Origin of the sequence: Leptolyngbya sp. CCNP1308, from assembly GCF_034932455.1 — a bacterium.
GTDB lineage: Bacteria > Cyanobacteriota > Cyanobacteriia > Phormidesmidales > Phormidesmidaceae > Nodosilinea.
On sequence record NZ_JAYGIH010000073.1, the window covers coordinates 1 to 20956 of the forward strand.

The following is a 20956-nucleotide window of genomic DNA, read 5'->3' on the forward strand; positions in this document are numbered from 1 at the left end:
TCAGGCAGCGGTGCCCATTGTGCCTTGAAAAACAGTTCTAGGAAGGCTTTCAGGCTTTGGCGCTGATAAGCACTCGGCATCCCGTCCAACAGTTGGTAAATTAGCTCTTGGGCGTGGGCAAGAATCTTCATGGTCCTTGCTGTCTATACGTTTCACGCCCTTTTCTCTCATCCCCCCAGCCAAGGTGCAAGATCTGAGTCAGAGAACATCAAACCGCTAACCTAGCCGCCCCACTCTGAAGAGATTGCGTAGGATCTTTATGAAGCTCCTGGCTGGGTCAGTTTAGGGTTACGCTAAACCTCAGTATCCCTACTTGTCCGTGGTGCCGGATCAGTGGGGAAAGCTAGACACACCTGGGTTGCTCTACTGCCGCCATCACCACCGACTGGTGCTCCAGGTTTTATGGTTACTCCCTCGGTCTAAAACGCAGCATGATCGACATCCTCATCATTGAGCACGATGCCGCCACAGAGCAGTTTCTAGTCAGCGCTCTTAAGCAGCAGGGGTACAGCGTCACCACGGCCCGCAGCGGCGCAGAGGGCCTGACCCTGGCCGAGAAGCTGCTGCCGGGGGTAATCATCTGCGACTGGAACATTCCCGGTACCATCGACGGGTTGGCCATTTGCCAGGCGCTCAAGCACCACCCGGTGCTCTCGATTACGTCGCTGCTGCTGCTGACCGCCCGCTACAGCACCGCCGACCGGGTAAAAGGGCTGGAAATGGGGGCCGACGATCTGCTCTCGAAGCCTGTAGATATTAACGAACTCAACGCACGGGTGCGAGCGGGGCTGCGCATCTACCAACTCACCCAAGACCTGCGGCAGCAGAAGCAGCGCATGGAAGCCGAAATGGCGGAGGCAGAGGGCTATGTGCGATCGCTCCTGCCCAACGACCAGGCTGGCAGGGTGCCCATCCAGTCGAGGTTTTTGCCTTCCCAGCAGCTTGGCGGCGACTGCTACGACTATTACTGGCTCGACCCCGACTACCTGGTGATGTATCTGCTCGACGTGTCGGGCCACGGGCTGGGGTCGGCGCTGCTGTCAACCTCGGTGCTGAACGTGCTGCGGGCCCAGTCGCTGCCCGACGTCAGCTTTTACCGGCCTGAAAAGGTGCTGCGGGCGCTCAACGAAACCTTTCAGATGAGCGATCAAAACCAAAAATACTTCACCATCTGGTATGGCGTGCTCAACTGCGCCAACCGCCAGCTGCTCTACGCCAGCGCCGGCCACCCCCCGGCGGTGCTAGTTTCCATCGACGCCAACCAGCAGATGACCACCACCCGCCTGCGCACCCCCGGCATGCCCGTAGGCATGCTGCCCGAGGCCAAGTACCAGTGGCAGCGCTGCCATCTGCCCCCCAACAGCAGCCTCTATTTGTTTAGCGACGGTCTCTACGAAGTGCTGCAAGACAATCAGCAGTATCTGGGCCTAGACAACTTTGTGGATTTACTGGCCGTGGCCAAGCGCGAGCGCAGCATCGACCACATTCTCGATACTGTAATTCAGCGCCAGGCTGGGGAAGTGGCTAGCGATGACATGTCGCTGATGATTGTCAATTTGGACTAGGCCTAGGGCATCCCAACCAAACAACATCCTTCCCAAAGGCGCGGGCGCGGTGAAGTTCTAAATAAGTAAGTATTTGGTTGGAACCCTTTCAGTTGGATTGGGAGCCAGGCGATGGGTTCTTGTACCTGCACCTATGGCGATCGCCACCTTAGTTACGGCAAGCGGCGATAACCTTCCTTGATTGGCGATGGCGAAGCAGTTTTTAGCTTTGTCAGCTTTCTGTGGCCTCAGCTAATCTGTCCAGCTTAAAAACCTAGGCCTGGCTCCCCTTTGCATGACCAAACCTAAGACACCTTGAGCTTAGCGTCTTCAAAGGCCTGGCGGTTTTCATAAATTTCAAACACCCGATCCATGCTGGTGAGTTCAAACAGCATGCGCACCTGGTCATTGATGGAGCAAATGCAGAAACTGCGGTTGAGTCCCCGCGCCTTTTTGAGCAGCACCACCAGCGTGCCCAGACCCGAGCTATCGATAAAGGTAATGTCTTTGAGGTCAACCAAAATGACCTCAGCACCCGCTTGTAATAGTGCTTCTACAGCCTCACCAAAGGCTTCGGCTTGGGTGCTGTCTAAAATACCGGTAGGCTCAATAACTTGAACGGTAGAACTCATAATAAGAATCACTATCCTAAATTAACAACTGCTTGGTAGACAGCAACTCAGTACATCGGCTAAATAGTAGCCAATGCTGGCGAGTATATGGCCCTGGGGGTGCGATCGCGGTCGATTTCTACCACTAGGTTAACGTGTTCGCCATCGCCCTTGAGGGCGGCAATAAACAACTCTGGGTGCAGGGCACACCAGAAGTACTCCACAAACGCATCGATGGTGGCGTCGCTCATGCCGGTTTTGCCTTGAGCCTTCATCTGGTGTTCGGCGTCTTTGCGCCACTGCTTACTCAGGCGATAGTCGGCTGGGCACAGCACCATTAGGAGATCGAGACAGTCCCACAGCGGCAGATAGGTGGCCAGTTCAGCGTTCATGTCGCGGGCAAACTGGCGATCGGCCTCGGTGGCAATGGGTGCTGGAGCCTGGTCAAACCGGGCCGGGTCGATGGGGCGCGCCCCCAAAAACCAGCCCTCAAACAGCAAAATATCCACATCTTTCACCCACTCGGGGTCAGCTCTGTCGCCTTCACCACCGTGCAGCGACTTGTCGAACCGGGGTAGAGCCACGGCCTCACCGGCTTTTGCCAATCGAATTTGGGTTAGGGTGTCCAGCCCCAGGTCGATGTCGTGGGTGCCCGGTGGGCCGCGCCACCGCAGCCGAGGATCCACTTGGATCAGCGCCTGGCGATCGCGGTAGGTCTTATAAATATCGTCAATTGAGAGGCCCACCGCCCGGTAGCCCATCACCTGTAGAATGTGCCGCAGAATTAGGGTCAGCGTAGTTTTGCCGGTGCCCTGGCCCCCCAGCACCCCCTGAATCAGCGGGCCAGGCTGGGCGTCGCGGGCCTGTTTGAGGGTCAGGGCCAGGGGCAGCCACAGCCGCCAGTAGAGCCCCAGGTATTGCTCCATCGGTGCTGGGGGCAGGGGCAGGGTGACGTGATGGGGCACCAGGGTTTGCAGCCAGCCCAGGCGTTCTTCGATTTGGGCTAGCCCATTCTCGGCGGTAATGCCCCAGGCAGCGGCCCGCCGGGCATCGGCCAGCTCCCACGCCAGCAGCTGCTGGCGCTGGGCGTCGTCGAGAGCACTCCCCGCCAGGTAGGCGGCAAGCAGGGGCGCGATCGCGAAATCTGGCGCCAAATCCGTCGCGAAATCCGTTGAGGTTGCCGTCGGGTCTGCCATCACTGCGTCGTCACGATTGGTTGCTGAGCTGCACCAGAATGCTGCCGGTCTGCATCGCATCGCTGCGATCGCCACTGACCAGCGTAACCTGTCGTAGATGCTTGAGGGCAGGCTGGGCCGCCGTGCTCCACAGCCGCCACCGGGGCAACTGGGCGACTAAACCAGACTGAATTTGGGGCCAGTCGATATGAACATAGCCGTTGCTGGGGCCAGGCACCTGGGCCACCTGCGACCACCAGGCCGGGCGCTGGCGAGGTACACCAGCAGGGTGAATGACGGCATCCAGGGTGGAAGGGGAGGCGGCCAGAGCCTCGTACTGATCGACCTCGGCGTGCAGCCCAGCCACCTCGGCCACCACCTGCAACGGCTGGGAGCCTCGCATTTTGGGTAAGGCAAGGCGAGTCCATGCGATCGCCGGAGTACCCCGCAGGTCGAGAGCGCCAACCCCCAAGCCCTTTTTCTGGGCCAGGGCCGTCATCCCATCGAGCGCTGCGGTCAGGGTCTCGCTCTGGGGAGCCACCACCAGCCAGTCGGGAGCGCCGGTTTTAGCCGTCCCCAATCCCACGCCGTAGGAGCGATCCACTCCAGTCTGGAGAAAGTCCATCGCGCCCTGCCCTAGCGCACCGTCAATCATTTTGGTCAAAGGAAAGCTGCCCTCGCCCGTGGGAGAAAGCAAGGCCAGCAGGGGATCGAGGCGCTGCCCCAGGGTCGCCAAGTCAGTCCCCACCGCTGCTACCGCCAGGGAATCTGGCAGGTAGGGCACAATGTTTTCCCAATCGGTGGCCCTGACTCGCTGAGGATGGAGGCGATGCCCCTGGGCGGCCAGCAGCGCCGTGTGGCCGACTAGACCCTCGCGGGTGAGCTGCCACGACATTAGCCCCCAGTCCACCTGGTCATCGGTGGCTCCCAGTTCACTCAGAGCGATCGCCGCCCCCTCAGAATTTCGCTCAGAATTCAGCCATTGGTTCACCCCAGGCAGATTCAGCGCCAGTAGCCCCACCCGCTGACTGGGTAGCTCCCGTAGGGCGGTTTTGTAGCGGCGATCGCTCTGAAGATTGAGGTCGCTAGACTGGGCGGCGGTGAGCGCCTGGCGCAGCACGTCGGGGTGGTTGGCCGCCAGTACATAGCGGTTGGCCACTAGGGCCGTGGCCAGCTGGGCAGTTTCTTCCCTGGAGGATCGTGGGATTCCCTGCCGAGCGTAGATCAGCCGGTTGCCCGAGAATTCTTCAAAGGTGAGGGCGTCACCTGCGATCGCGCGGTTTTGCCAATACAGCTCTAGCGCCGCCTGGGCCGCCGCGCTGTCGTTGCAGGCCAGGGCCACCAGGTAGCCAGGCTTGGTGCCATTAGTGGGGTCTTGGTCGAGGTCGGGGGTGACCATGGCGGCGGTTATCTCCTCCCCCAGCCAGGGCTGAATATCGCGGCTGTAGCTAAGGCCGGTGTTGGCCAGTAGCGCTTGCTCAATCAGCTCCTGGTCGCGACGGGTTTCCTGGCGCAGGCGGGGGGCGGCCAGATATTCCCACAGGCTGGCGAGGCGATCGGGGCGCACCAGCACCGAGGCGACGACGGGCGACTGCTTGGGCACAAACTGAAGCGCCAGCGGCTGGGCCTGTCCGCCGCGCTCAATCAGGTATAGGGGCGTGTTGAGGGTTAACCGCCCCAGCAGCCCCAAACCCAGCACCAGCACCAGCCCAGCGACAATGGCGAGGGGACGAATAAACGAGCGAAACTTCATTGACCTCACGCCTGCAACCCAAAAACACCCGCAGCGCGATCGCCCGCGCCGACTAATTCTCCCTAGTGTATGGCCCTTCGATACCCGTAATGCCTCGGATGCCAGCGGGCTGTTTAGAAATTAAACAATGTAAATTTTCGGGTTTCTAGGGGTTAGAGAGAAATGCGCGTCAATTTGTCTGATCTTGGCAGTTTACAGCAGCAGTTCACTCTAGGCTTAGACGGGCGATCGCCGCTGCCCTCCACCCAGACAATCTCAGCCCAATGCTATAGTGAGCGTTGAAATTGGCCAAACCCAGCGGTATTCAGGCCTGTCCTGGCACCGTAGACCTAGACATACAGTTTTTTGGCTGAACTATGCTGCATTCTTCTGACCTGCGACGGTTTGCTACTCTATCGGCCCTGGTGGGCTGGTTTGCCCTGGCGGCGCAGTTTTATCTGTCGGTGCGGCTGGGCATAGTCAACGGCAACGGGGTGCTGGGGGGCATAGTGGCCTACTTGAGCTATTTCACCATTTTGACCAATCTGCTGGCAGCGATCGCCCTCACCGCCGGGGCCCTGCCCGATCGCACTTCTCCGTCGTGGCTGGCCTTCTTTCGCCGTCCCGGTGTCGTCACGGCCATTACCGCCAGCATTGTTGTGGTGGGCAGCGTGTACTTTCTGATTCTGCGGCACATCTGGGAGCCCCAGGGGTTGCAGCTAGTGGCCGATGTGCTGCTGCACTACGCTATGCCGCCGCTGTTTTTTGTCTACTGGTGGTGGGCCGTACCCAAACAGGTGCTGCGCCCCGCCGCCATCCCCCGCTGGATGGCCTATCCCCTCAGCTACGCTGTGTATGCCTTGGTGCTAGGAGCAATTCGGGGTCGCTACCCCTACCCGTTCATCGATGTCACTGCCCTGGGTTACCCGCGCGTGCTGGTGAATTCAGTCGTTATTTTGGCGGTTTTTGCCGGGCTGTGTCTGGCGCTCATTCTGCTAGGGCGACTAGACCAGCGCCGCCACCGTGCCCCTGGCCTCAGCTAAATTGCCGCATGCGTATTAAGCGGGAGTCACCCATAGTTGATTAGTCCAAGATTTGGGCTAGTTTGAGAACAAAATTTGGTAGCACAGATTCTCCAGAGAGCATCTGAGGAGCTTGCTGGGTTTCTACGGCTTGACCCAGCCGATAGATCTCAACCTGTTGGCCTTGAGGATTCAGCAACCATCCGAGGCGTACGCCATTGGCCTGATATTCCTGCATTTTGGCCTGAAGCTGTGGCAAACTATCGCTGGCTGATCTCAGCTCGATAACGAAGTCAGGCACAATAGGAGGAAATTTTTCCCGTTGCTCAGGGCTCAACGCCTCCCAGCGACTGCGCTCGACCCAGGCGGCATCGGGTGATCGCTCAGCCCCGTTAGGCAGCTTGAAGCATGTAGACGAATCGAAGGTGTAACCAAGCTGGGTCTGGCGATTCCAGATACCAAGATCGATTGTGATATCGGCATTGCGGCGACCACTTTCGCCCCCGGTAGGTGACATGATGATGAGTTCTCCCTGGGCTGAGCGCTCAAATTTTACGTCGGGGTTGGCCCGGCACAGCTGATAAAACGCTTCCTCAGTCAAGGCTCCAACAGGGTCAAGGCTAATAGTAATGGCGGTCATGGGGTGCTCCAAGCTGCCAAAGAAAAAACATAGTTCAACTCTAGCGAACCCATCGGAATCTCAACAGATAACCCACGCATTCTACTCCCAGTCCACCGGCTGAATGCGATCGATGTAGTCGAGGTTGGCCAGCTCAATCAGAATGTCTTGGTGGTTGGCCTGGTAGGTGTTGCCGATGGTCAGCACCTCACCCTCGCCGCAGCCAATGCGCCCCCGGCTCTGGGGAAAAAACTGCGCCGAAGGGTCGATGGCGCTCACCGCCTGGGCGTAGGCACCGCCGGCGGGAATGCAGAATTCGTAGTCGAGCGATCGCTTGCCGTCGATGGGGCCATAGAGGCCGTTTTCATCCAAAGTGCTCAGATCAAAGGCAATCTTATCTACCGCGCCGCTGTGGTCTGCGGAGGGCACAGGCTGGCAGGCGAAGGCCAGGGCGAGAACCGATACCCCTAAGGATAGGGCGACGCTGGAGCGCAGGTAGAGAAACCGGGACATTGGGCCAACTCCAGTTGAGGATGCTCAGGCTTGGCTAGGGGCAGCGCCGATGGACTGGCTGACAATGGCTTGAGCCTGCTTTTCAGTCTCGGCTTTGCGCTCGCTGTAGCGATCGGTGAGATAGTCTACTTGATCGCGCAGCAGCAGAGTGAATTTATAAAGTTCTTCCATCACGTCGATGACGCGATCGCGGTAGGCCGAGTCTTTCATGGTGCCGTCGTCGTTAAATTCCTGGTACGCCTTCGCCACCGACGACTGATTGGGAATTGTAAACATCCGCATCCACCGGCCCAGCACCCGCAGGGTATTCACCGCGTTAAACGACTGCGAGCCGCCGCTGACCTGCATCACCGCCAGGGTCTTGCCCTGGGTCGGGCGCACCGCCCCCAGGCTTAGGGGTATCCAGTCGATCTGGTGCTTCATCAGGCCGCTGATGTTGCCGTGTAGCTCGGGGCTAGACCACACCTGCCCCTCAGACCACAGCACCAAATCCCGCAGCTCCTGCACCTTGGGATGGTCGTCGGGTACGCTGCCGTGAATCGGCAAATCGTGGGGATGAAAGAACCGCACCTCGGCCCCAAAGTTCTCGATAATTCTGGCCGCTTCTTCGGCCAGGAGGCGACTGTAGGAGCGATCGCGCAGCGACCCATAGAGAAATAGAATCCTCGGCTTGTGGTCAAAGCTCATGGGGTTCTGCCTCATCAAACTAACGAATCAGAAGCGCCACTTCTACTCCAAACCGCTGGGTCGGCTTTGCAGCAGTCCTCCAACAAAATAAGGGTTTTCGGGGAAAAACTTGACGCCTACTTATCCAGGTGAGTGCCGATCAGGCAGGCTCCAGTGAGGCTAACGCCGTCGAGCTGGGTGCTAGAGAGATCGGCACAGAGCAGATTGGCACCCCCAAGCGAGGCTCCCGAAAGATTGGCCTGGCGCAGATTGGCCTCTTCCAAATTGGCATTGTCAAGCCTGGCCCCCTGCAAGTCGGTCTGGGAGAGGTCGGCCCCCTTCAGGTTAGTATCGCTGAGGTTAGCCCCGCGCAGGTCGGCCCCGCGCAGGTCAACCCCTTGCAGGTTGACCCCCATCAGGTTGCAGCCACTTAAGAAGGCTCCGGCTAGGCTGACGCCACCCAAACGCGCTCCCATCAGGTTCGCGCCTCGTAGATTCGCGCCGCGCAGGTCGGCCCCGGTGATGTCGCACTGCATCAGGTTCGCGCCCCACAGGCTGGCCCGCAGGTCGGCCCCTACCAGACTGGCTCCCATCAGGTTTGCCCCTTCAAGGTGGGCCTTTGCCAGCGAGGCCCGACTGAGGTCGGCTCCTACCAGGTTGGCACCAGCCAGATAGATACCGGCTAGGTCAGCGCCAGAGAGGTCTTCATCTTCCAGATCAACTCCAGCCAGGTGACGGAGCTTGCCCAATCGCAGGGCGGCAATATCTATAGAGTCGCTGGGCACAGAGGTCACTATCGAGGGAGCAGTTCAGAGGACGGGGGAAAGACCGAAGCTTGATCAGCTACATCGGGATTCAACAACCCCGATCCCAAGGTAATTTTAGTCGGTATTGTGGGCAGGCTCATACCCTGCTGGAGCCCCATCACCATCAACCCTAGAATCTCGACAAGTTTAGGATCCCACCGCTGACCGGCCTCGGCTTGGCAGGTGGTCAACACCTCACCTAGCAGGGTCATGTCGGCCTCGGCGGGGTCTTGGCCGTGGCGGGCCTGGGCCGTTCGCCGCTGAAACTCAGCCACCAGCGCCAGCATGCGCGACTCTAGGGGCACGGCATCGCCGACGAGACCCGCCGGGTAGCCGCTGCCATCCCACCATTCGCCCTGGTGGGCAATAATGGCGGCCACCGCCCGCAGGCGGGGCATCAGCCGCAGCGCCTGCACCGCTGGAAGCAGCGGGCAGCTTGGCCCATCGTCGGAGAGGGTAGCCAGATCGGGGGCCGGGGCAATGCGGTGCAGCATGCCCGCTAGGCGCAGCCGCTGGAGCTGCCAGGCGGGCAGGTCGAGCAGCTGGCCCATCATTTCGAGCAGCGCCACCACTTCGCTGGCGGCCATGGGGTTGACGGGATCGCTTAGATCCACCAGCTGGGCCATGCGCAAAAACGCCTGGAGTTCGTTGGAGAGCAGATTTTGGTCGAGGTCGTCAACCACGCTAAAAGCGAGGTTGCCCTGGAGGTCGTTGCGGCTGTTTTGCAGGTAGTGCACCACCTGGGTCACGGTATGACTCACAACGGCGGGCTCATCATTGCGGAGGGCGGAGTTTTGCTGCTTGAGGGTAGCTAAGTAATTGGCTAGCTGCGCCTGAAGGGTCGGGTTATAGCGTCCTACATGGGCGATCGCCAGCTCCACCGTTTGGCTCACCAGGGCCGAGTCGAAGGTCCAAAGCCCATAGAACTTGCGCTCTAGATCGTGCTCGGGGATGCCGGTCTTGCCGTAGTCAGATTCCGATAGCTCCTGACACAGCACCATGGCGGTGTAGTCGGGGGAGAGAATCATCAGGTGCCATTCTTCGGCGACCGGGTCGTCGTTGGCCAGGTCGACCAGGGCGACGTTTTGCCGCTGGCTGGTGGGGTGGTCGTGGAAGCCCGCCTCAGAGGCCGCCATGATCACAATTTGCTGGGCTTTATCTGCGATCGCGCTGTAGCGATCGGCCTCTTCTAAGTACCACTTGCCCCGCTGAAAGGCTGTAATCACCAACGGGGCCGAGCCAGAGGTGAGAATGCAGTCTTCCAGGGCGTGACACAGGGCAACCAGGGTGTTTTTGTAGTAGACGCCATAGTTGAGTGGAGTCGTCTCTTGCTCAGTGCGACCATCCACTAACTGCTTTAATAATGACCCCTCCAGCATCGCAATCCTCTGTAGTATCTATTGCCTAAAACCCAGGTATTCAGGATGATAACGCAGCCAAGGGGCGGCGGTCAGCCTCAATGGGAGCACTCAAAGCTTCCTCTAAAGGAGCCAGCCCCAGGCGCTCTTCCAGAATGTCCATCACCTCGCGGCCAAAGTCGTCGGGGTTGCGCTGCCAGGCTTCCAGACACACCTCCCCCAAGAACGAGCCTAGCGGTTCTGGGTTCCACAACAGCTTCTTCGACACCCAGGGCAGGTGAATATCCAGCGGGTTGTAGTCGCGCTTGAGCATATTTTTCTCGAAGGCGTACTCTTCTAGGTGAGTGTGGGGCTGGAGGCCAATGAAGAAAATCGCTGGCTCTACCTTGTCGCGGCCAAACACCTGTTCTAGGGCGCGATGGTAGGCCAAAGTTTGGCGAATGGTCTCGGGCCGCTCGTCAATCACATTAAAGGAGTAGTTGACCGACACCAGATCGTTAAACCCGGCGGCCTTGAGGTCTTTGCAGTTTTGCAGCACCGTGCGCAGGTTGTAGCCCATGCGCATCTTACGCACCAGCTCTTGAGAACCGCTGGTGATGCCAATCTCAAAATAGTTCATGCCGGTGTCGGCCATCAGCTGACAGAGCCTGGGGGTGAGGTTGTCGGCGCGGATATAGGCAGCCCAGTGAATGTCGGTCATGCCGGCGGCGAGAATCTTCTCTAACAGCTCTTCAGCATCCTTCATGAACCGGCGGGCGGGGATGAACTGGGCATCGGTAAACCAGAAATTGCGCACACCTCGCGCATACAGCTGCTGCATTTCAGCCACCACCTCTTCAGCGGGGTTGATGCGCACCTGCTTGCCCTCGACCACGGTGTAGATGCAGTAGCAGCAGTTGTGTGGGCAGCCGCGCTTGGTCTGTACACCGATGTAAAAGTCTTGATCTTGCAGGTAATAGCCAAACTCGGGCCAGACGGCCTCAATGTAGTCGTAGTTGCAGGCGGTTTTTTCGAGCGGGGCAGGCTCTTCATGAATCAGGCGATCGCGCGGCGTCGTTTCCCCAGCGATATAGCAGCGCTGGTCTGAGAAATCCTGTCCTCGCAGGATGCGCTCCAGCAGCATTTCTCCCTCGCCTACGGAGATGATTGTGCCCTTGGGCAGGCGATTGTGGAGCTGCTCGTAGAACACACTTACCGCACCGCCACCCACCACCGTGGTGACATGCTGAGAATAGCGCCGGGCGCGCTTAACGCCGCGCTTGATCAATCCCTGGTTGCGCCACAGCTCGGCTAGATAGGTGGTGGCCATCCGCAGACCGCCTAGGGCACCCCGCGCCTTTAAGAAGAGATTGCGGGCGTAGAAAAACTCAAAAGCATTTTGCAGCGGGTTGCCGCCCCGCCCGCCTACCGGCGCAAAAATCTGAATATCCCGCCAGGAAAAGACCAGCAGGGTGGGCTTGAAGTCGTCAATGGCGCGATCGAGGGCAGCGCCATAGTCGAGGGGCGGCACGGCACCTAGATCAAAAATTCGCTGCTCTAAATCGGGAAACAGCTTGTGTACATGGTCGGCCAGGTAAACCACCCCGATGGGGAAAATGGGGTTACAGGGCAGCCGCACGTAGAGCACACGAGCCTGGCTGGTGGTAGAGGGCATGCTTCTCAGGCTTGACATATATCTTTACGATAGCACCGTCTCTTGACCTAGGCCGGGGTAGCCTACAAATCTCTCTGGCGGAGGGCTCAAAGCTTGCCGGGGCGATCGCAGCGGTCATGTCCCTTGACAGGCCAAACCCTTAGAGCAAAGAGGATCGGAGCGATCAAAATCGTGGTATAAAGGCACTGTTAAGTTTTTCGCAACTCTTCCACTTTTTACAGTGGGTAGAAAAGCTTGAGCTATTGATCCTAGAGCCATTGGTCAGGGTCGCAGAACGGGTTCGCAAACAACTGAGCTTTGGGCTTAAGCCATCGGTTCCCAGAGCCGACAGCCGCAAAACGTGAAGTACTGTGTCTAACTATTGTGAATAGTTAAGGTGTTGTAGGGGTTGGTAGTCGCCTTTACAACAGCCGGGGATCGCGAAGTGTTACGCTCTGCGTAGTGATTCTTGCAGTATTGCCGTAAAGCATCAATGGCACAAATCCTTGATCCCCTTCCCTCCGATGGTCAGAGCCAGGTGCTCTGCTGCTATATCAACGCCACCAGTAAGATCCAGATCGCTCGCATTACAAACGTACCCGATTGGTACTTTGAACGGGTCGTTTTCCCGGGGCAGAGGCTGCTTTTTGAAACCGTTCCTAAGGCTCTTCTAGAGATTCACACCGGTATGATGGCGAGCGCCATTTTGTCCGACAGCATTCCTTGCGAGCGGCTCCAGGTCGATGCCCCAGAGCCCACGGTTTTTGAGGCCGCCTCAAGTGCTGAGCTTGAGGCGAGTCAATCGTTGGAACCCCGAGACCAGCCTGCGGTAGCTATTTCACCCGCCATCTAGTCCGGTAGACTAAGGGTGTGGTGTGCTTAGCCCTAGCTGTCTCAGCAGCGTCCTAGCGTGACGTTGGTTAGCGATTTGAAGGTAGGATGTTGACCTTCGCTATGCCACCAGAGCAACGCCAATGGTGACATTTGGGTAAGAACAGTGAACCTACCTTCGTTCTTGTGGCTGTGGCGGATCGCGGCCTGGTCTATGGGGCTGACGCTCACGGGCTACGGATTGCTGGCCATTACGGGGGGCGTGCTGTTCTATACCCGGTCTAAAGATCAGGGGCGATCGGCCTGGCTGCGCCCGCTGCACATCGGCTTGGGGACGGCGGTAGTGGCCCTGGTGCTGGTGCTACTGGCCATTGGAATAATTGGCACCCTCGGAGAGTATGGTCGGCTGGGCCATTCATTTCACCTGCTGTTTGGTTTGACTGTGGTGGTGCTGGTACTAGCTTCAGCCTGGAGTGCCAGCCGTATTGCTGTAGAGCGTCCCTGGGCGCGATCGCTCCACGTTACCCTCAACGGTGCCCTGGGTATAGCGCTGGCTGCCGCTGGGCTATCGGGTTGGCAGGTGGTGCAAAAGTATTTACCTTAAAGGGGCAGACCCGAGAGGCTAGCCGGTTCAGAGTCAGGCAGAGGGGTCTGTGTCTCTAGCTCAGGTCTGGGGTTGGTATGGTCAAGTCTTCGCCTTCGGCTACCGTTTCTGACGGTAGTCAAATCTTTCGTATTTCGCCGCTGATTCGCCTGACGCTGCTGCTGCTCTACCTGGCGCTGATGGGGCCTCTACCGTTTTTGGCAAAAGCCACCGATGCTGCGGTTTCGCCCACGCTGCTGGCCATTGGCATTGGGCTGGGCGGTCTGGGGATTTTCGGCGCGCTGGGACAGCGAGTCGAAGTGGATAGCGACGGCATTCGCGTGGCTTACCCGGGGTGGATTCGCTGGCTGTTTCGCGGTGGGTGGTATCTGCCGTGGCGCGACGCCCAGGCGTTAAAGCCGCGCTCCACCGGGCAGGGGGGCATTGTCTACTACTTTGTGGGGGCCGATCAGCAGGCCTACCTGCTGCCTATGCGGGTGGCGGGCTTTGCCCGTCTGCTGAGCCTGGTTGAAACCTACAGCAATCTTGATACCCAGGATATTCGCCCCCTGGCCCAGCCTTGGATGTACTTCATTTTGCTGGGCTTTACCCTGCTGCTGCTGCTGGTCGATGGCTGGACGATTGCTACCGCTCTGCAGATGGGCTAGGCGATCGCGGATGCTTGCATTGCACTGGCATAGTCCGCTGAATTGAGGTGCCGCCGCCTCGGCCCTGGACTGGAGCCAACCGGGCGATCGCCCCTCGGGCGGTATATTAAACCCAGAGTCTTTTTAATCACCACCGCACGACTCGCGGCTCTGCGATCGCTTCCGCTACCCCTAAGCTATGACCCCACCCCATATTCTTCGCCTCGACGCCATTACCAAGCACTATGGCCCCGGTCTACCGCCAGCGATAGACCGGGTCAGCCTCAGTCTGGGGCAGGGGGAAATTTTGGGGCTGCTGGGGCCATCGGGCTGCGGCAAAACCACGCTGCTGCGCCTGATTGCGGGGTTTGAGAAACCGGATAGCGGCATTCTCTACCTGGGCAGCCAGCCGGTGGGTGGAACGACCTGGTTGCCCCCCGAGCGCCGCGATGTGGGCATTGTGTTTCAAGACTACGCGCTGTTTCCGCACCTGACGGTGGAGCAAAATGTCGCCTTTGGACTCCAGCGGCGCGATCGCAGAGGACGGCAGGCCGCACCTGAACTTCAGCAGCGCACCGCCGAGGCGATCGCCCTGGTGGGGCTAGAAACCCTAGCGCACCGCTTTCCCCACGAGCTGTCCGGGGGGCAGCAGCAGCGGGTGGCTCTGGCCCGCGCCCTGGCCCCGCGTCCGGCCATCATTCTGCTGGATGAACCCTTTAGCAACCTGGATGTGCAGGTGCGACTGTACCTGCGCCAAGAGGTGCGGGATATTCTGCGCCAGGTGGGGGCATCCTGCGTCTTCGTCACCCACGATCAGGAAGAGGCCCTGGCCCTGGCCGATCGCGTCGCCGTCATGCACCAGGGTCGCCTAGAGCAGATCGATACTCCAGAGATGGTCTATGGGCAGCCCGGCTCGCGCTTTGTGGCCGAGTTTGTTACCCAGGCCAACTTTTTACCCGCCCAGCCCAGCCCCCAGGGCTGGCAGACGGAGGTGGGCTGCTTTGGCGCTGCCCCCAACGGAGAGGCCGATCCCACCGATCTCATGGTGCGCCAGGAGGATATGGCCCTAGTGGAAGACGCGGCGGGTACGGTGGTGGTGCGCGATCGCCAGTTTTTAGGCCGGGAGTATAAGTACTGTCTACAGACCCCTTCTGGCCAGGTGCTCTATGCTCGACTGCCGATCGATAGCGCGATCGCGGTGGGCAGCCGGGTCCAGATCGCGGTGCCGTCCCAGCGGTTGCGCCTCTACGCCCCTCGGGAGACCGGAGCGCGCACCCCAGCGGTCAGCTCGCTTTAGGCTGGCTCTGGCTGGTGCGATCGCCCCTATACCCCCAGCACCAGCGTTTTGCAGTATGGTTACGCTTAGATTCTGGGAGTAGTTCTGTGCTGCTCTAGCCCCAGTTTTATCATTTCAGGTAATTTTTCTATGAATTGGGTTTTTCAACCTGTTTGCTTATCGCTGGCCCCGCTAGCGCTGCTGACCGCAACCCCTGCCCTGGCCGCTGCCCCAGTTATCCATGAGATCACCAACTCCCCTGTATTAGAAACCTGGCTGGCGCAGGCGGGCACCATTGAAACGGTACTGCTGTTTGAAACGGAATCCATGGCGGTGCGCGTCTATCGCAGCGGCAGCAGTCTGTTTATGAATCTCTACAACAAGGCCACCGATGTTGTAGAACTGCGGGGAGCCCCTACTCAGCTCGTGCCCAGCACCCGTGACCAAACGGTCTATCAAGCCGGAGGCGAGGCTGAGCGGTTTGCCCGTATCAACGTGTTAGGCGAAACCGAGCTAGAAATCATTGCCGCCAACGGTAGCGTTGTGCTCAAAGAGCCCGGTTTTAACACCGTGGTCGGGGTATCTTCGGGCTCTACCGACTTTCGCGGCAACAACTTTGCCCCCGGCACCCCAGCGATCGTACTGTCGGCAGAAGCCGCTCGGCTGCGCTCGGCCCCGCGTTTGGGCAGCACTATATTGAGCACAGCGCCCCGTCGCGCCATAGTAGAGGTGATCGATCGGGGGGGCAACCCCAACGACGGCTTTATCTGGTATCAAGTGATCTACGAAGGCACTACCGGCTGGGTGCGAGGCGACCTGCTTCAGCCCACCTAGGCGGTACCCACGCCTATTCAGAAATGGCGTTGCTGGATACAGATACGAAGCAAAACTGCAACATCTCTCGTAGGGGCAAACTGCCGTTTGGCCCCTACCCGAATTCATACTTCAATTCAGCAACACCCAGAAATCAGGTCTAGGGTCATGCCCTCGCGGGCCAGGCTGGCATGGGCAAAATCGTCTTGCACCTGAAGCTCGAGCTGGTCGAGCTGGTCGTCGCTGTGGCAGGGGTTGTGGTGAAATAGCACCAGGTGTTTTACCTGGCTGGCCTGGGCGACCTCAATGCCCAGGTGCCAGGGTGCCAGACCAGAGCCGTTGGGCTCAGAGTAGGCCGCATCGGCATAGGTGCCATCAAAAATCAGGACATCGGCCCCGCTGGCCAACATCAGCAGATTGGGGTCAACGCTAGTTTGGGTGGGGTCGGTGTCGGTGGCGTAGACCAGCACGCGATCGCCCCAGCTCACCCGGTAGCCTAAAGCGCTAGTGTGGCGGTTTAGACTCCAGGGTTCTACCAAGACATCGGCCAGGGCAATGGGCTCTCCCGCCGCAATATTGTGAAAGGTCATGGCGGCAGCCATGGTTTGCAGCGGTTTAAAGAAGTTGGGCCGCAGCATTTGCTCCATCAGCCGCTGCTTAATAGAAGCGCCGTTGAGGGCCTGGGCACCGTAAATATCGAGCCGGGTCGCCGGGGCAAACGCTGGCGAGAAGAAGGGAAATCCCTGAATGCGATCCCAGTGGGTGTGGGTAAAGAACAGGTGGGCAGACACGGGCTGCCCCTGGGCCATGAGGTGGCGACCCAGCACCCATAAGCCAGTGCCGCCGTCAAAAATTAGCCGCTGACCGCCCACCTGCACTTCAACACAGGCCGTGTTGCCGCCGTAGCGCACCGTATCGGCCCCTGGCGATGGAATGTTGCCCCGCACCCCCCAAAAGGTCAGCGTAAAGGCTGGCGATGGAGCCGCTGGCCCAGGCTGAGCAGCGTCTCCAGCTGGAGTGGTAAAGGGAGCATCGGAAGGACTAGCGATATTGGCCATGCAAATTCAACGTTTCACCAAGTTTAGACGGCGATTCATCGCTCTACACCCCGACGACCAAACTTAGAGGGCGGTCTATGGTCACACCTGTAGAGAATCCCCCACGGGAGCTTCAACTAGTTTACTCTCCAGCTCAAATTTAGTATTCCCCGGCAAATTTAGCGGGCAGCCCGCCTTAGAGCAGACATTCGGCCATTTGACCTAGCTTAGAGTGTTCTAACTAAAACTTATTCAGAATCTCACCGCGACCGACCCAACGGGTCGAGTTCGCCTCCTTGTAAAGGATGTTTTTTAGTGGGGACACGCTTAGACGCCGATTGCAGGCTGATGTTTCCCCTGTGCTACCGACTACGGCAGCGGCTCAAATGCATCGGATTCACTGGCCGAGGAGCCGGGTTCGCCGTTGAAGACGTGGTAAGCGTGCCGCAGCCGCTCTAGGGCCCGCTGTCCCCGCTTGCGCAGCGTCGCTAGGGATACCCGCTCTTCCCCTGCCATCACCAGCCGCGCCTGCACCTCAGGCCAGGTCAAACCTTCGACGACCTTCCACTGAATCAGATGGCGATCGCCCGGTGACAGGGCTTCAAGCGCCTGCAAGACCGAGGCAATGGCCTGGGCGATCGCCACCTCATCCACCGCGACCCGGCAATCTTCAGCATGGGCCGCTTGCTCCATCAGTTCATCAAAGGCGGCGGCTGTGTACCGCTGGCAATCGCGCTTGCACTCGCGAATGATGTTGTAGGCGGTGCGGCGCATCCAGGCCTTGGGCTGGCGAATGTGCTCCTGGTTGTGCTGGGTGTACCGCACGCCCCGCAGGTAGGCTTCGACGAAAATATCGACTTCGGTGATGTGGGCTTGCAGCCCAAACTGGTGGATGGTGCGCTTAATGAACGCGAGCAGCGATCGGGCGTGGGGGTTATTGGGTTTCAGCAGCAGCTGCACATCACGGTTAAAATGCTGCGTTTCTGGCGGAGGGTGAGAAGGCATGACTCTGGGTAGATGACCAGCGGTTAAGTTCTAATGTAGCCGCATCAAGTTTTCATGAAGCGTGAGATTTCCCTACTCAACTCCGTGATTCTTCGGAGGCTGCTATGTGATCTTGGTCACAGGGATAGTCGTTAGCATAGGTTGCAAGCAGGCGAACGTTGCTGACCTGGTGGCTTGTAACCCGGCCTCTAGCCGTATCAAAACTTGCACCACCCTTCTCGCCAAACCACAATTTTTCTGGGGCTACCCCTTCATTATTAAGCTTTGATGACATGATGCCATGGCTGCTTGATGCACCCGTCCGTTCATAAAACGGCAGGTTTACGGGCTGAAAAATACGCTTTGACAATGGCTAAGATGCGATCGGCGGCGTGGCCATCGCCAAAGGGGTTAACGGCCCGAGCCATCGCTCCGTAGGCATCGGCATTGGTCAGCAGCTCCAGGGCGTGGCGGCTAATGGCCTCGGTGCTGGTGCCAATCAGTCGAGCGGTACCGGCTGCGATCGCCTCAGGGCGCTCGGTGGTGTCGCGCAGCACCAGCACCGGCTTGCCCAAGCCAGGGGCTTCTTCCTGAAGGCCGCCTGAGTCAGTGAGCAGGAGGTGGCAGCGGCTCATTGCCCCCACCAGGCAGCGGTAGTCGAGGGGCTCGGTCAAAAAGACGCGGGGATGCTCCCCCAGCAGATTGGTCAGGGGTTCGCGCACCACCGGGTTGCGGTGCAGGGGCAACAGCAGGGCGGTATCGGGCTGGTCGTTGAGCACAGTTAAGAAACCGGCAGCGATGTCGCTGAGCGGGTCGCCCCAGTTTTCGCGGCGGTGTACTGTGGCCAGCAGCACCCGGTACCGATCCCAGTCGAGGCCGTCGATAGGGCAGTCGGGGTTTTGCCCGGCAACGGTGAGCAGCGCATCAATCACGGTGTTGCCCGTGTGGTGAATTTCACCGACTACACCCGCCGCCTTGAGGTGGCCCACGGCGGTGGTGGTAGGGGCAAAGTGCAGCGTGGTGAGCTGAGAGATCAGCCGTCGGTTGGCTTCTTCGGGGTAGGGGCTATAGATGTTGTCGGTGCGCAGCCCCGCCTCCACATGCCCCACCGGAATTTTTTGGTAGAAGGCGGCCAGGGCGGCGGCAAAGGCGGTAGTGGTATCGCCCTGCACGATCACCAGATCGGGGCGGTGGGCCTGAAAGTGGGCCTCCAGACCCTGCAAACTGCGGCAGGTAATGTCGGTAAGGGTCTGCTGCGGCTGCATGATGGCGAGGTCGGCATCGGCAGTGAGGTCAAACAGCGCCATTACCTGGTCAACCATTTCTCGGTGCTGGCCCGTCAGCACCACCTGGGTCTCGGTGTCAGGGTCTTGCTGAAAGATGCGGATCACCGGGGCCAGCTTAATGGCCTCGGGTCGGGTGCCCAAAATAATGCACACGCGCAGGGAAGAGTCAGACATGGGGCCGCCGGAATAAACGCTACACGAACAGATCTTTGGGCATAGTGCCACAGGGCGCACGCCTAAGCGTATTCCATCTCAGAAAACGTTTTGCCTGGAGCCGCGACCTTATTCCCAATGACCGATCGCAATGACCGATCGCAATGACCGATCCCCATGATCGATCACAGTGCATCTCCCCAGAGAATTAGCTGGAATCCGTCAACAGCGATATCTATAGCGGCACGCTGGTTCGCCTTGGCAATGGGGAATAGTGAAAGCTCCGCCTGGAGGTTGGCAATTGACGTTCAGAGCGAGGCCGCCCTCTGCGACAATGGTGCGACAATGGGCAGTAGCGCCCGTTATCTCGCTTTAACTGCCCCATGGCCCACACCATTACCCTGAACGAGTCTCACCTGCAAACACTCGATCTAACCCCGGCCCGCGAGGTAATTGAGCCGCTGTTGGCGGCGGGCAAGGTGCCCAGCGGTGACGTTGGCCTACGGTTTATGGTTGACATCAGTCGCGACCCCACCGACCCCCGCGAGCTGTCGGAGCTGCCGGAGGTGCGGCTGTGGTTTATTCGCCTAGACACGTGCTATCCCTGGCTGCCGCTGATTTTAGACTGGGAGGCGGGGGAGCTAGGGCGCTACGCCGCGATGCTGGTGCCCCACCAGTTCAGCCCCACCGAGGGCATTCGCTACAACCCCGAGGGGCTAGAAATTTTTATGATGGCGAAAATTTTCGTCATCGCCGCCTGGCTGAAGGGACAGGGCATTAGCCAGTACACGCGGCTGAAGTTTATGACCCAAATGCTGGGCTACGAAATTGATGACGGGCTGTTTGAGCTGTTGATTTGAGAGGTGAAAAAGGGAAAGGTTCAAGGTTTTAGGATCAACCCTGACCCTAAAACCTTGAAAGCCCTACTTACACCACAATCTCTGTAGGGGCCGATCGCTTGGTTTCATAGTAGCGGCAGGCAAAGTAGCCCACGCTGTAGATTAGCGATGCGTCGGTGGCAACGCCCAGCACGGCACCCAGGCCCGGAATCAGCTCCGCGATGCTCAACCCCGATTTGACCATGCCAGCGGTGGTCGATGACAGCAGCCAGATCGCGAGCACTTCGCCACGGCGATCGTTGTCGGTGGGCGAATAGCCGTAGATGGTGGCGATGCGGTAGATCATGCTGGCCTGAAGGGCGGCGACCGCACCAATATCAACCAGGGTGAGGGCAAAGGCCACCGGGGGCACAAAGTTGGTGGCCAGACCCACACCTGCGGCCTTGAGGGCAGTTTCGGCCATCACCCGCTGGGCCAGGGTGCGCTTATCTTCTAGGGGATACTGCGATCGCAGCTCATCCACCTGCGATCGCACCTCTACCACATTCACCTGGCCCAGCGCCGCCAGCAGCACCCTCATGCCGGGTATCGCCGTGGCGTACTGAATGAAGGGCAAACTGGCAATCGGGCCGACCACGCTGCCTACGGTGGCCGTCACCGGCTCTAAAAAAGGCTGAAGCCTCGCCAACACAGCATTGCCAGTGTTGGCGGTAATGTTATCTAGCACCGTGACAACGGCCTGCATCACCTGGGTTACGGCCTGAAAGGTGTCGCGGGTCTGGTCGTTGGGGGGTGGGGTCGTCGTCACAGAAAGTCGCCTCTGAATCG

Annotated in this window: 21 protein-coding genes; 8 read left to right on the forward strand and 13 right to left on the reverse strand. The window is 59.2% G+C overall.

What is annotated here, in order from left to right; all coding sequences use genetic code 11:
* Positions 1-431: 431 nt before the first annotated feature.
* Entirely contained in the window at positions 432-1565 is a 1134-nt protein-coding gene (locus tag VB780_RS16675) for a SpoIIE family protein phosphatase (RefSeq protein WP_323352300.1), read from the forward strand.
* 284 nt (positions 1566-1849) lie between these two features.
* Here the strand turns inward: VB780_RS16675 and VB780_RS16680 are convergent, their stop codons facing one another.
* The 3 genes from VB780_RS16680 to VB780_RS16690 are packed head-to-tail and all read right to left on the reverse strand — an operon-like array spanning position 1850 to position 5083.
* Positions 1850-2176 carry an STAS domain-containing protein gene (locus VB780_RS16680; RefSeq protein ID WP_323352301.1) on the reverse strand — a complete coding sequence of 109 codons (327 nt, stop codon included), beginning with the start codon at positions 2174-2176 and terminating at the stop codon, positions 1850-1852.
* Positions 2177-2235: 59 nt separating this feature from the next.
* Entirely contained in the window at positions 2236-3309 is a 1074-nt protein-coding gene (locus tag VB780_RS16685) for a glycerate kinase (RefSeq protein WP_323352302.1), read from the reverse strand.
* Positions 3310-3361: 52 nt separating this feature from the next.
* Positions 3362-5083 carry a DUF3352 domain-containing protein gene (locus VB780_RS16690; protein WP_323352303.1) on the reverse strand — a complete coding sequence of 574 codons (1722 nt, stop codon included), beginning with the start codon at positions 5081-5083 and terminating at the stop codon, positions 3362-3364.
* Positions 5084-5439: 356 nt separating this feature from the next.
* Here VB780_RS16690 and VB780_RS16695 point away from each other — a divergent pair, with 356 nt between their 5' ends.
* Positions 5440-6105, forward strand: coding sequence for a Pr6Pr family membrane protein (locus tag VB780_RS16695; RefSeq protein WP_323352304.1), 666 nt, complete (start codon positions 5440-5442; stop codon positions 6103-6105).
* Positions 6106-6145: 40 nt separating this feature from the next.
* Here the strand turns inward: VB780_RS16695 and VB780_RS16700 are convergent, their stop codons facing one another.
* The 6 genes from VB780_RS16700 to VB780_RS16725 form a co-directional block, all read right to left on the reverse strand.
* Positions 6146-6724, reverse strand: a complete 579-nt coding sequence (locus VB780_RS16700) for a Uma2 family endonuclease (protein ID WP_323352305.1) — start codon at positions 6722-6724, stop codon at positions 6146-6148.
* Positions 6725-6805: 81 nt separating this feature from the next.
* Positions 6806-7216, reverse strand: a complete 411-nt coding sequence (locus tag VB780_RS16705; protein ID WP_323352306.1) for a hypothetical protein — start codon at positions 7214-7216, stop codon at positions 6806-6808.
* A gap of 24 nt (positions 7217-7240) precedes the next feature.
* Positions 7241-7918: an arsenical resistance protein ArsH gene (gene arsH / locus VB780_RS16710; RefSeq protein ID WP_416349242.1), complete on the reverse strand. Its 678-nt coding sequence runs from the start codon at positions 7916-7918 to the stop codon at positions 7241-7243.
* 101 nt (positions 7919-8019) lie between these two features.
* A complete protein-coding gene (locus tag VB780_RS16715) occupies positions 8020-8676 on the reverse strand; it encodes a pentapeptide repeat-containing protein (protein ID WP_323352308.1) in 657 nt (218 codons plus the stop codon).
* Positions 8676-10037, reverse strand: coding sequence for a DICT sensory domain-containing protein (locus VB780_RS16720; RefSeq protein WP_323352309.1), 1362 nt, complete (start codon positions 10035-10037; stop codon positions 8676-8678). Before VB780_RS16720 ends, VB780_RS16715 begins: the two co-directional genes overlap by 1 nt.
* 70 nt (positions 10038-10107) lie before the next feature.
* Positions 10108-11700 (reverse strand): photosystem II high light acclimation radical SAM protein, encoded by a 1593-nt coding sequence (locus VB780_RS16725; RefSeq protein WP_323352310.1) that lies wholly within the window; start codon positions 11698-11700, stop codon positions 10108-10110.
* 472 nt (positions 11701-12172) lie between these two features.
* Here VB780_RS16725 and VB780_RS16730 point away from each other — a divergent pair, with 472 nt between their 5' ends.
* From VB780_RS16730 to VB780_RS16750, 5 genes are all read left to right on the forward strand, one after another.
* A complete protein-coding gene (locus VB780_RS16730) occupies positions 12173-12532 on the forward strand; it encodes a DUF1830 domain-containing protein (protein WP_323352311.1) in 360 nt (119 codons plus the stop codon).
* 144 nt (positions 12533-12676) lie between these two features.
* Positions 12677-13114, forward strand: a complete 438-nt coding sequence (locus tag VB780_RS16735; protein WP_323352312.1) for a DUF4079 domain-containing protein — start codon at positions 12677-12679, stop codon at positions 13112-13114.
* 77 nt (positions 13115-13191) lie between these two features.
* A complete protein-coding gene (locus tag VB780_RS16740; RefSeq protein ID WP_323352313.1) occupies positions 13192-13761 on the forward strand; it encodes a hypothetical protein in 570 nt (189 codons plus the stop codon).
* A gap of 178 nt (positions 13762-13939) precedes the next feature.
* On the forward strand, positions 13940-15037 hold the full coding sequence (locus VB780_RS16745) for an ABC transporter ATP-binding protein (protein WP_323352314.1): 1098 nt from the start codon (positions 13940-13942) through the stop codon (positions 15035-15037).
* A gap of 129 nt (positions 15038-15166) precedes the next feature.
* Positions 15167-15850: an SH3 domain-containing protein gene (locus tag VB780_RS16750; protein ID WP_323352315.1), complete on the forward strand. Its 684-nt coding sequence runs from the start codon at positions 15167-15169 to the stop codon at positions 15848-15850.
* Between the two features lie 116 nt (positions 15851-15966).
* On the opposite strand, the gene VB780_RS16755 is transcribed toward VB780_RS16750, so the two are convergent.
* The 3 genes from VB780_RS16755 to wecB all read right to left on the reverse strand — a co-directional run bounded on the left by VB780_RS16755 (position 15967) and on the right by wecB (position 19310).
* Complete coding sequence (locus VB780_RS16755) at positions 15967-16887, reverse strand: MBL fold metallo-hydrolase (RefSeq protein WP_323352316.1); 921 nt, start codon at positions 16885-16887, stop codon at positions 15967-15969.
* Between the two features lie 348 nt (positions 16888-17235).
* Entirely contained in the window at positions 17236-17871 is a 636-nt protein-coding gene (locus tag VB780_RS16760; protein ID WP_323352317.1) for a sigma-70 family RNA polymerase sigma factor, read from the reverse strand.
* A gap of 305 nt (positions 17872-18176) precedes the next feature.
* Entirely contained in the window at positions 18177-19310 is a 1134-nt protein-coding gene (gene wecB / locus VB780_RS16765) for a non-hydrolyzing UDP-N-acetylglucosamine 2-epimerase (protein ID WP_323352318.1), read from the reverse strand.
* Positions 19311-19672: 362 nt separating this feature from the next.
* On the opposite strand from wecB, the gene VB780_RS16770 reads away from it, so the two are divergent.
* Entirely contained in the window at positions 19673-20149 is a 477-nt protein-coding gene (locus VB780_RS16770) for a CRR6 family NdhI maturation factor (protein ID WP_323352319.1), read from the forward strand.
* A 67-nt stretch (positions 20150-20216) separates the two neighbouring features.
* On the opposite strand, the gene VB780_RS16775 is transcribed toward VB780_RS16770, so the two are convergent.
* Complete coding sequence (locus VB780_RS16775) at positions 20217-20936, reverse strand: EcsC family protein (protein ID WP_323352320.1); 720 nt, start codon at positions 20934-20936, stop codon at positions 20217-20219.
* Between the last annotated feature and the right edge of the window lie 20 nt (positions 20937-20956).

Coding starts and splice junctions, on each gene's coding strand:
- VB780_RS16675 (WP_323352300.1), top strand. CDS start 432: ATGATCGACATCCTCATCATTGAGCACGATGCCGCCACAGAGCAGTTT.
- VB780_RS16680 (WP_323352301.1), bottom strand. CDS start 2,176: ATGAGTTCTACCGTTCAAGTTATTGAGCCTACCGGTATTTTAGACAGC.
- VB780_RS16690 (WP_323352303.1), bottom strand. CDS start 5,083: ATGAAGTTTCGCTCGTTTATTCGTCCCCTCGCCATTGTCGCTGGGCTG.
- VB780_RS16695 (WP_323352304.1), top strand. CDS start 5,440: ATGCTGCATTCTTCTGACCTGCGACGGTTTGCTACTCTATCGGCCCTG.
- VB780_RS16700 (WP_323352305.1), bottom strand. CDS start 6,724: ATGACCGCCATTACTATTAGCCTTGACCCTGTTGGAGCCTTGACTGAG.
- VB780_RS16705 (WP_323352306.1), bottom strand. CDS start 7,216: ATGTCCCGGTTTCTCTACCTGCGCTCCAGCGTCGCCCTATCCTTAGGG.
- arsH (WP_416349242.1), bottom strand. CDS start 7,918: ATGAGGCAGAACCCCATGAGCTTTGACCACAAGCCGAGGATTCTATTT.
- VB780_RS16725 (WP_323352310.1), bottom strand. CDS start 11,700: ATGCCCTCTACCACCAGCCAGGCTCGTGTGCTCTACGTGCGGCTGCCC.
- VB780_RS16730 (WP_323352311.1), top strand. CDS start 12,173: ATGGCACAAATCCTTGATCCCCTTCCCTCCGATGGTCAGAGCCAGGTG.
- VB780_RS16740 (WP_323352313.1), top strand. CDS start 13,192: ATGGTCAAGTCTTCGCCTTCGGCTACCGTTTCTGACGGTAGTCAAATC.
- VB780_RS16745 (WP_323352314.1), top strand. CDS start 13,940: ATGACCCCACCCCATATTCTTCGCCTCGACGCCATTACCAAGCACTAT.
- VB780_RS16750 (WP_323352315.1), top strand. CDS start 15,167: ATGAATTGGGTTTTTCAACCTGTTTGCTTATCGCTGGCCCCGCTAGCG.
- VB780_RS16755 (WP_323352316.1), bottom strand. CDS start 16,887: ATGGCCAATATCGCTAGTCCTTCCGATGCTCCCTTTACCACTCCAGCT.
- VB780_RS16760 (WP_323352317.1), bottom strand. CDS start 17,871: ATGCCTTCTCACCCTCCGCCAGAAACGCAGCATTTTAACCGTGATGTG.
- wecB (WP_323352318.1), bottom strand. CDS start 19,310: ATGTCTGACTCTTCCCTGCGCGTGTGCATTATTTTGGGCACCCGACCC.
- VB780_RS16770 (WP_323352319.1), top strand. CDS start 19,673: ATGGCCCACACCATTACCCTGAACGAGTCTCACCTGCAAACACTCGAT.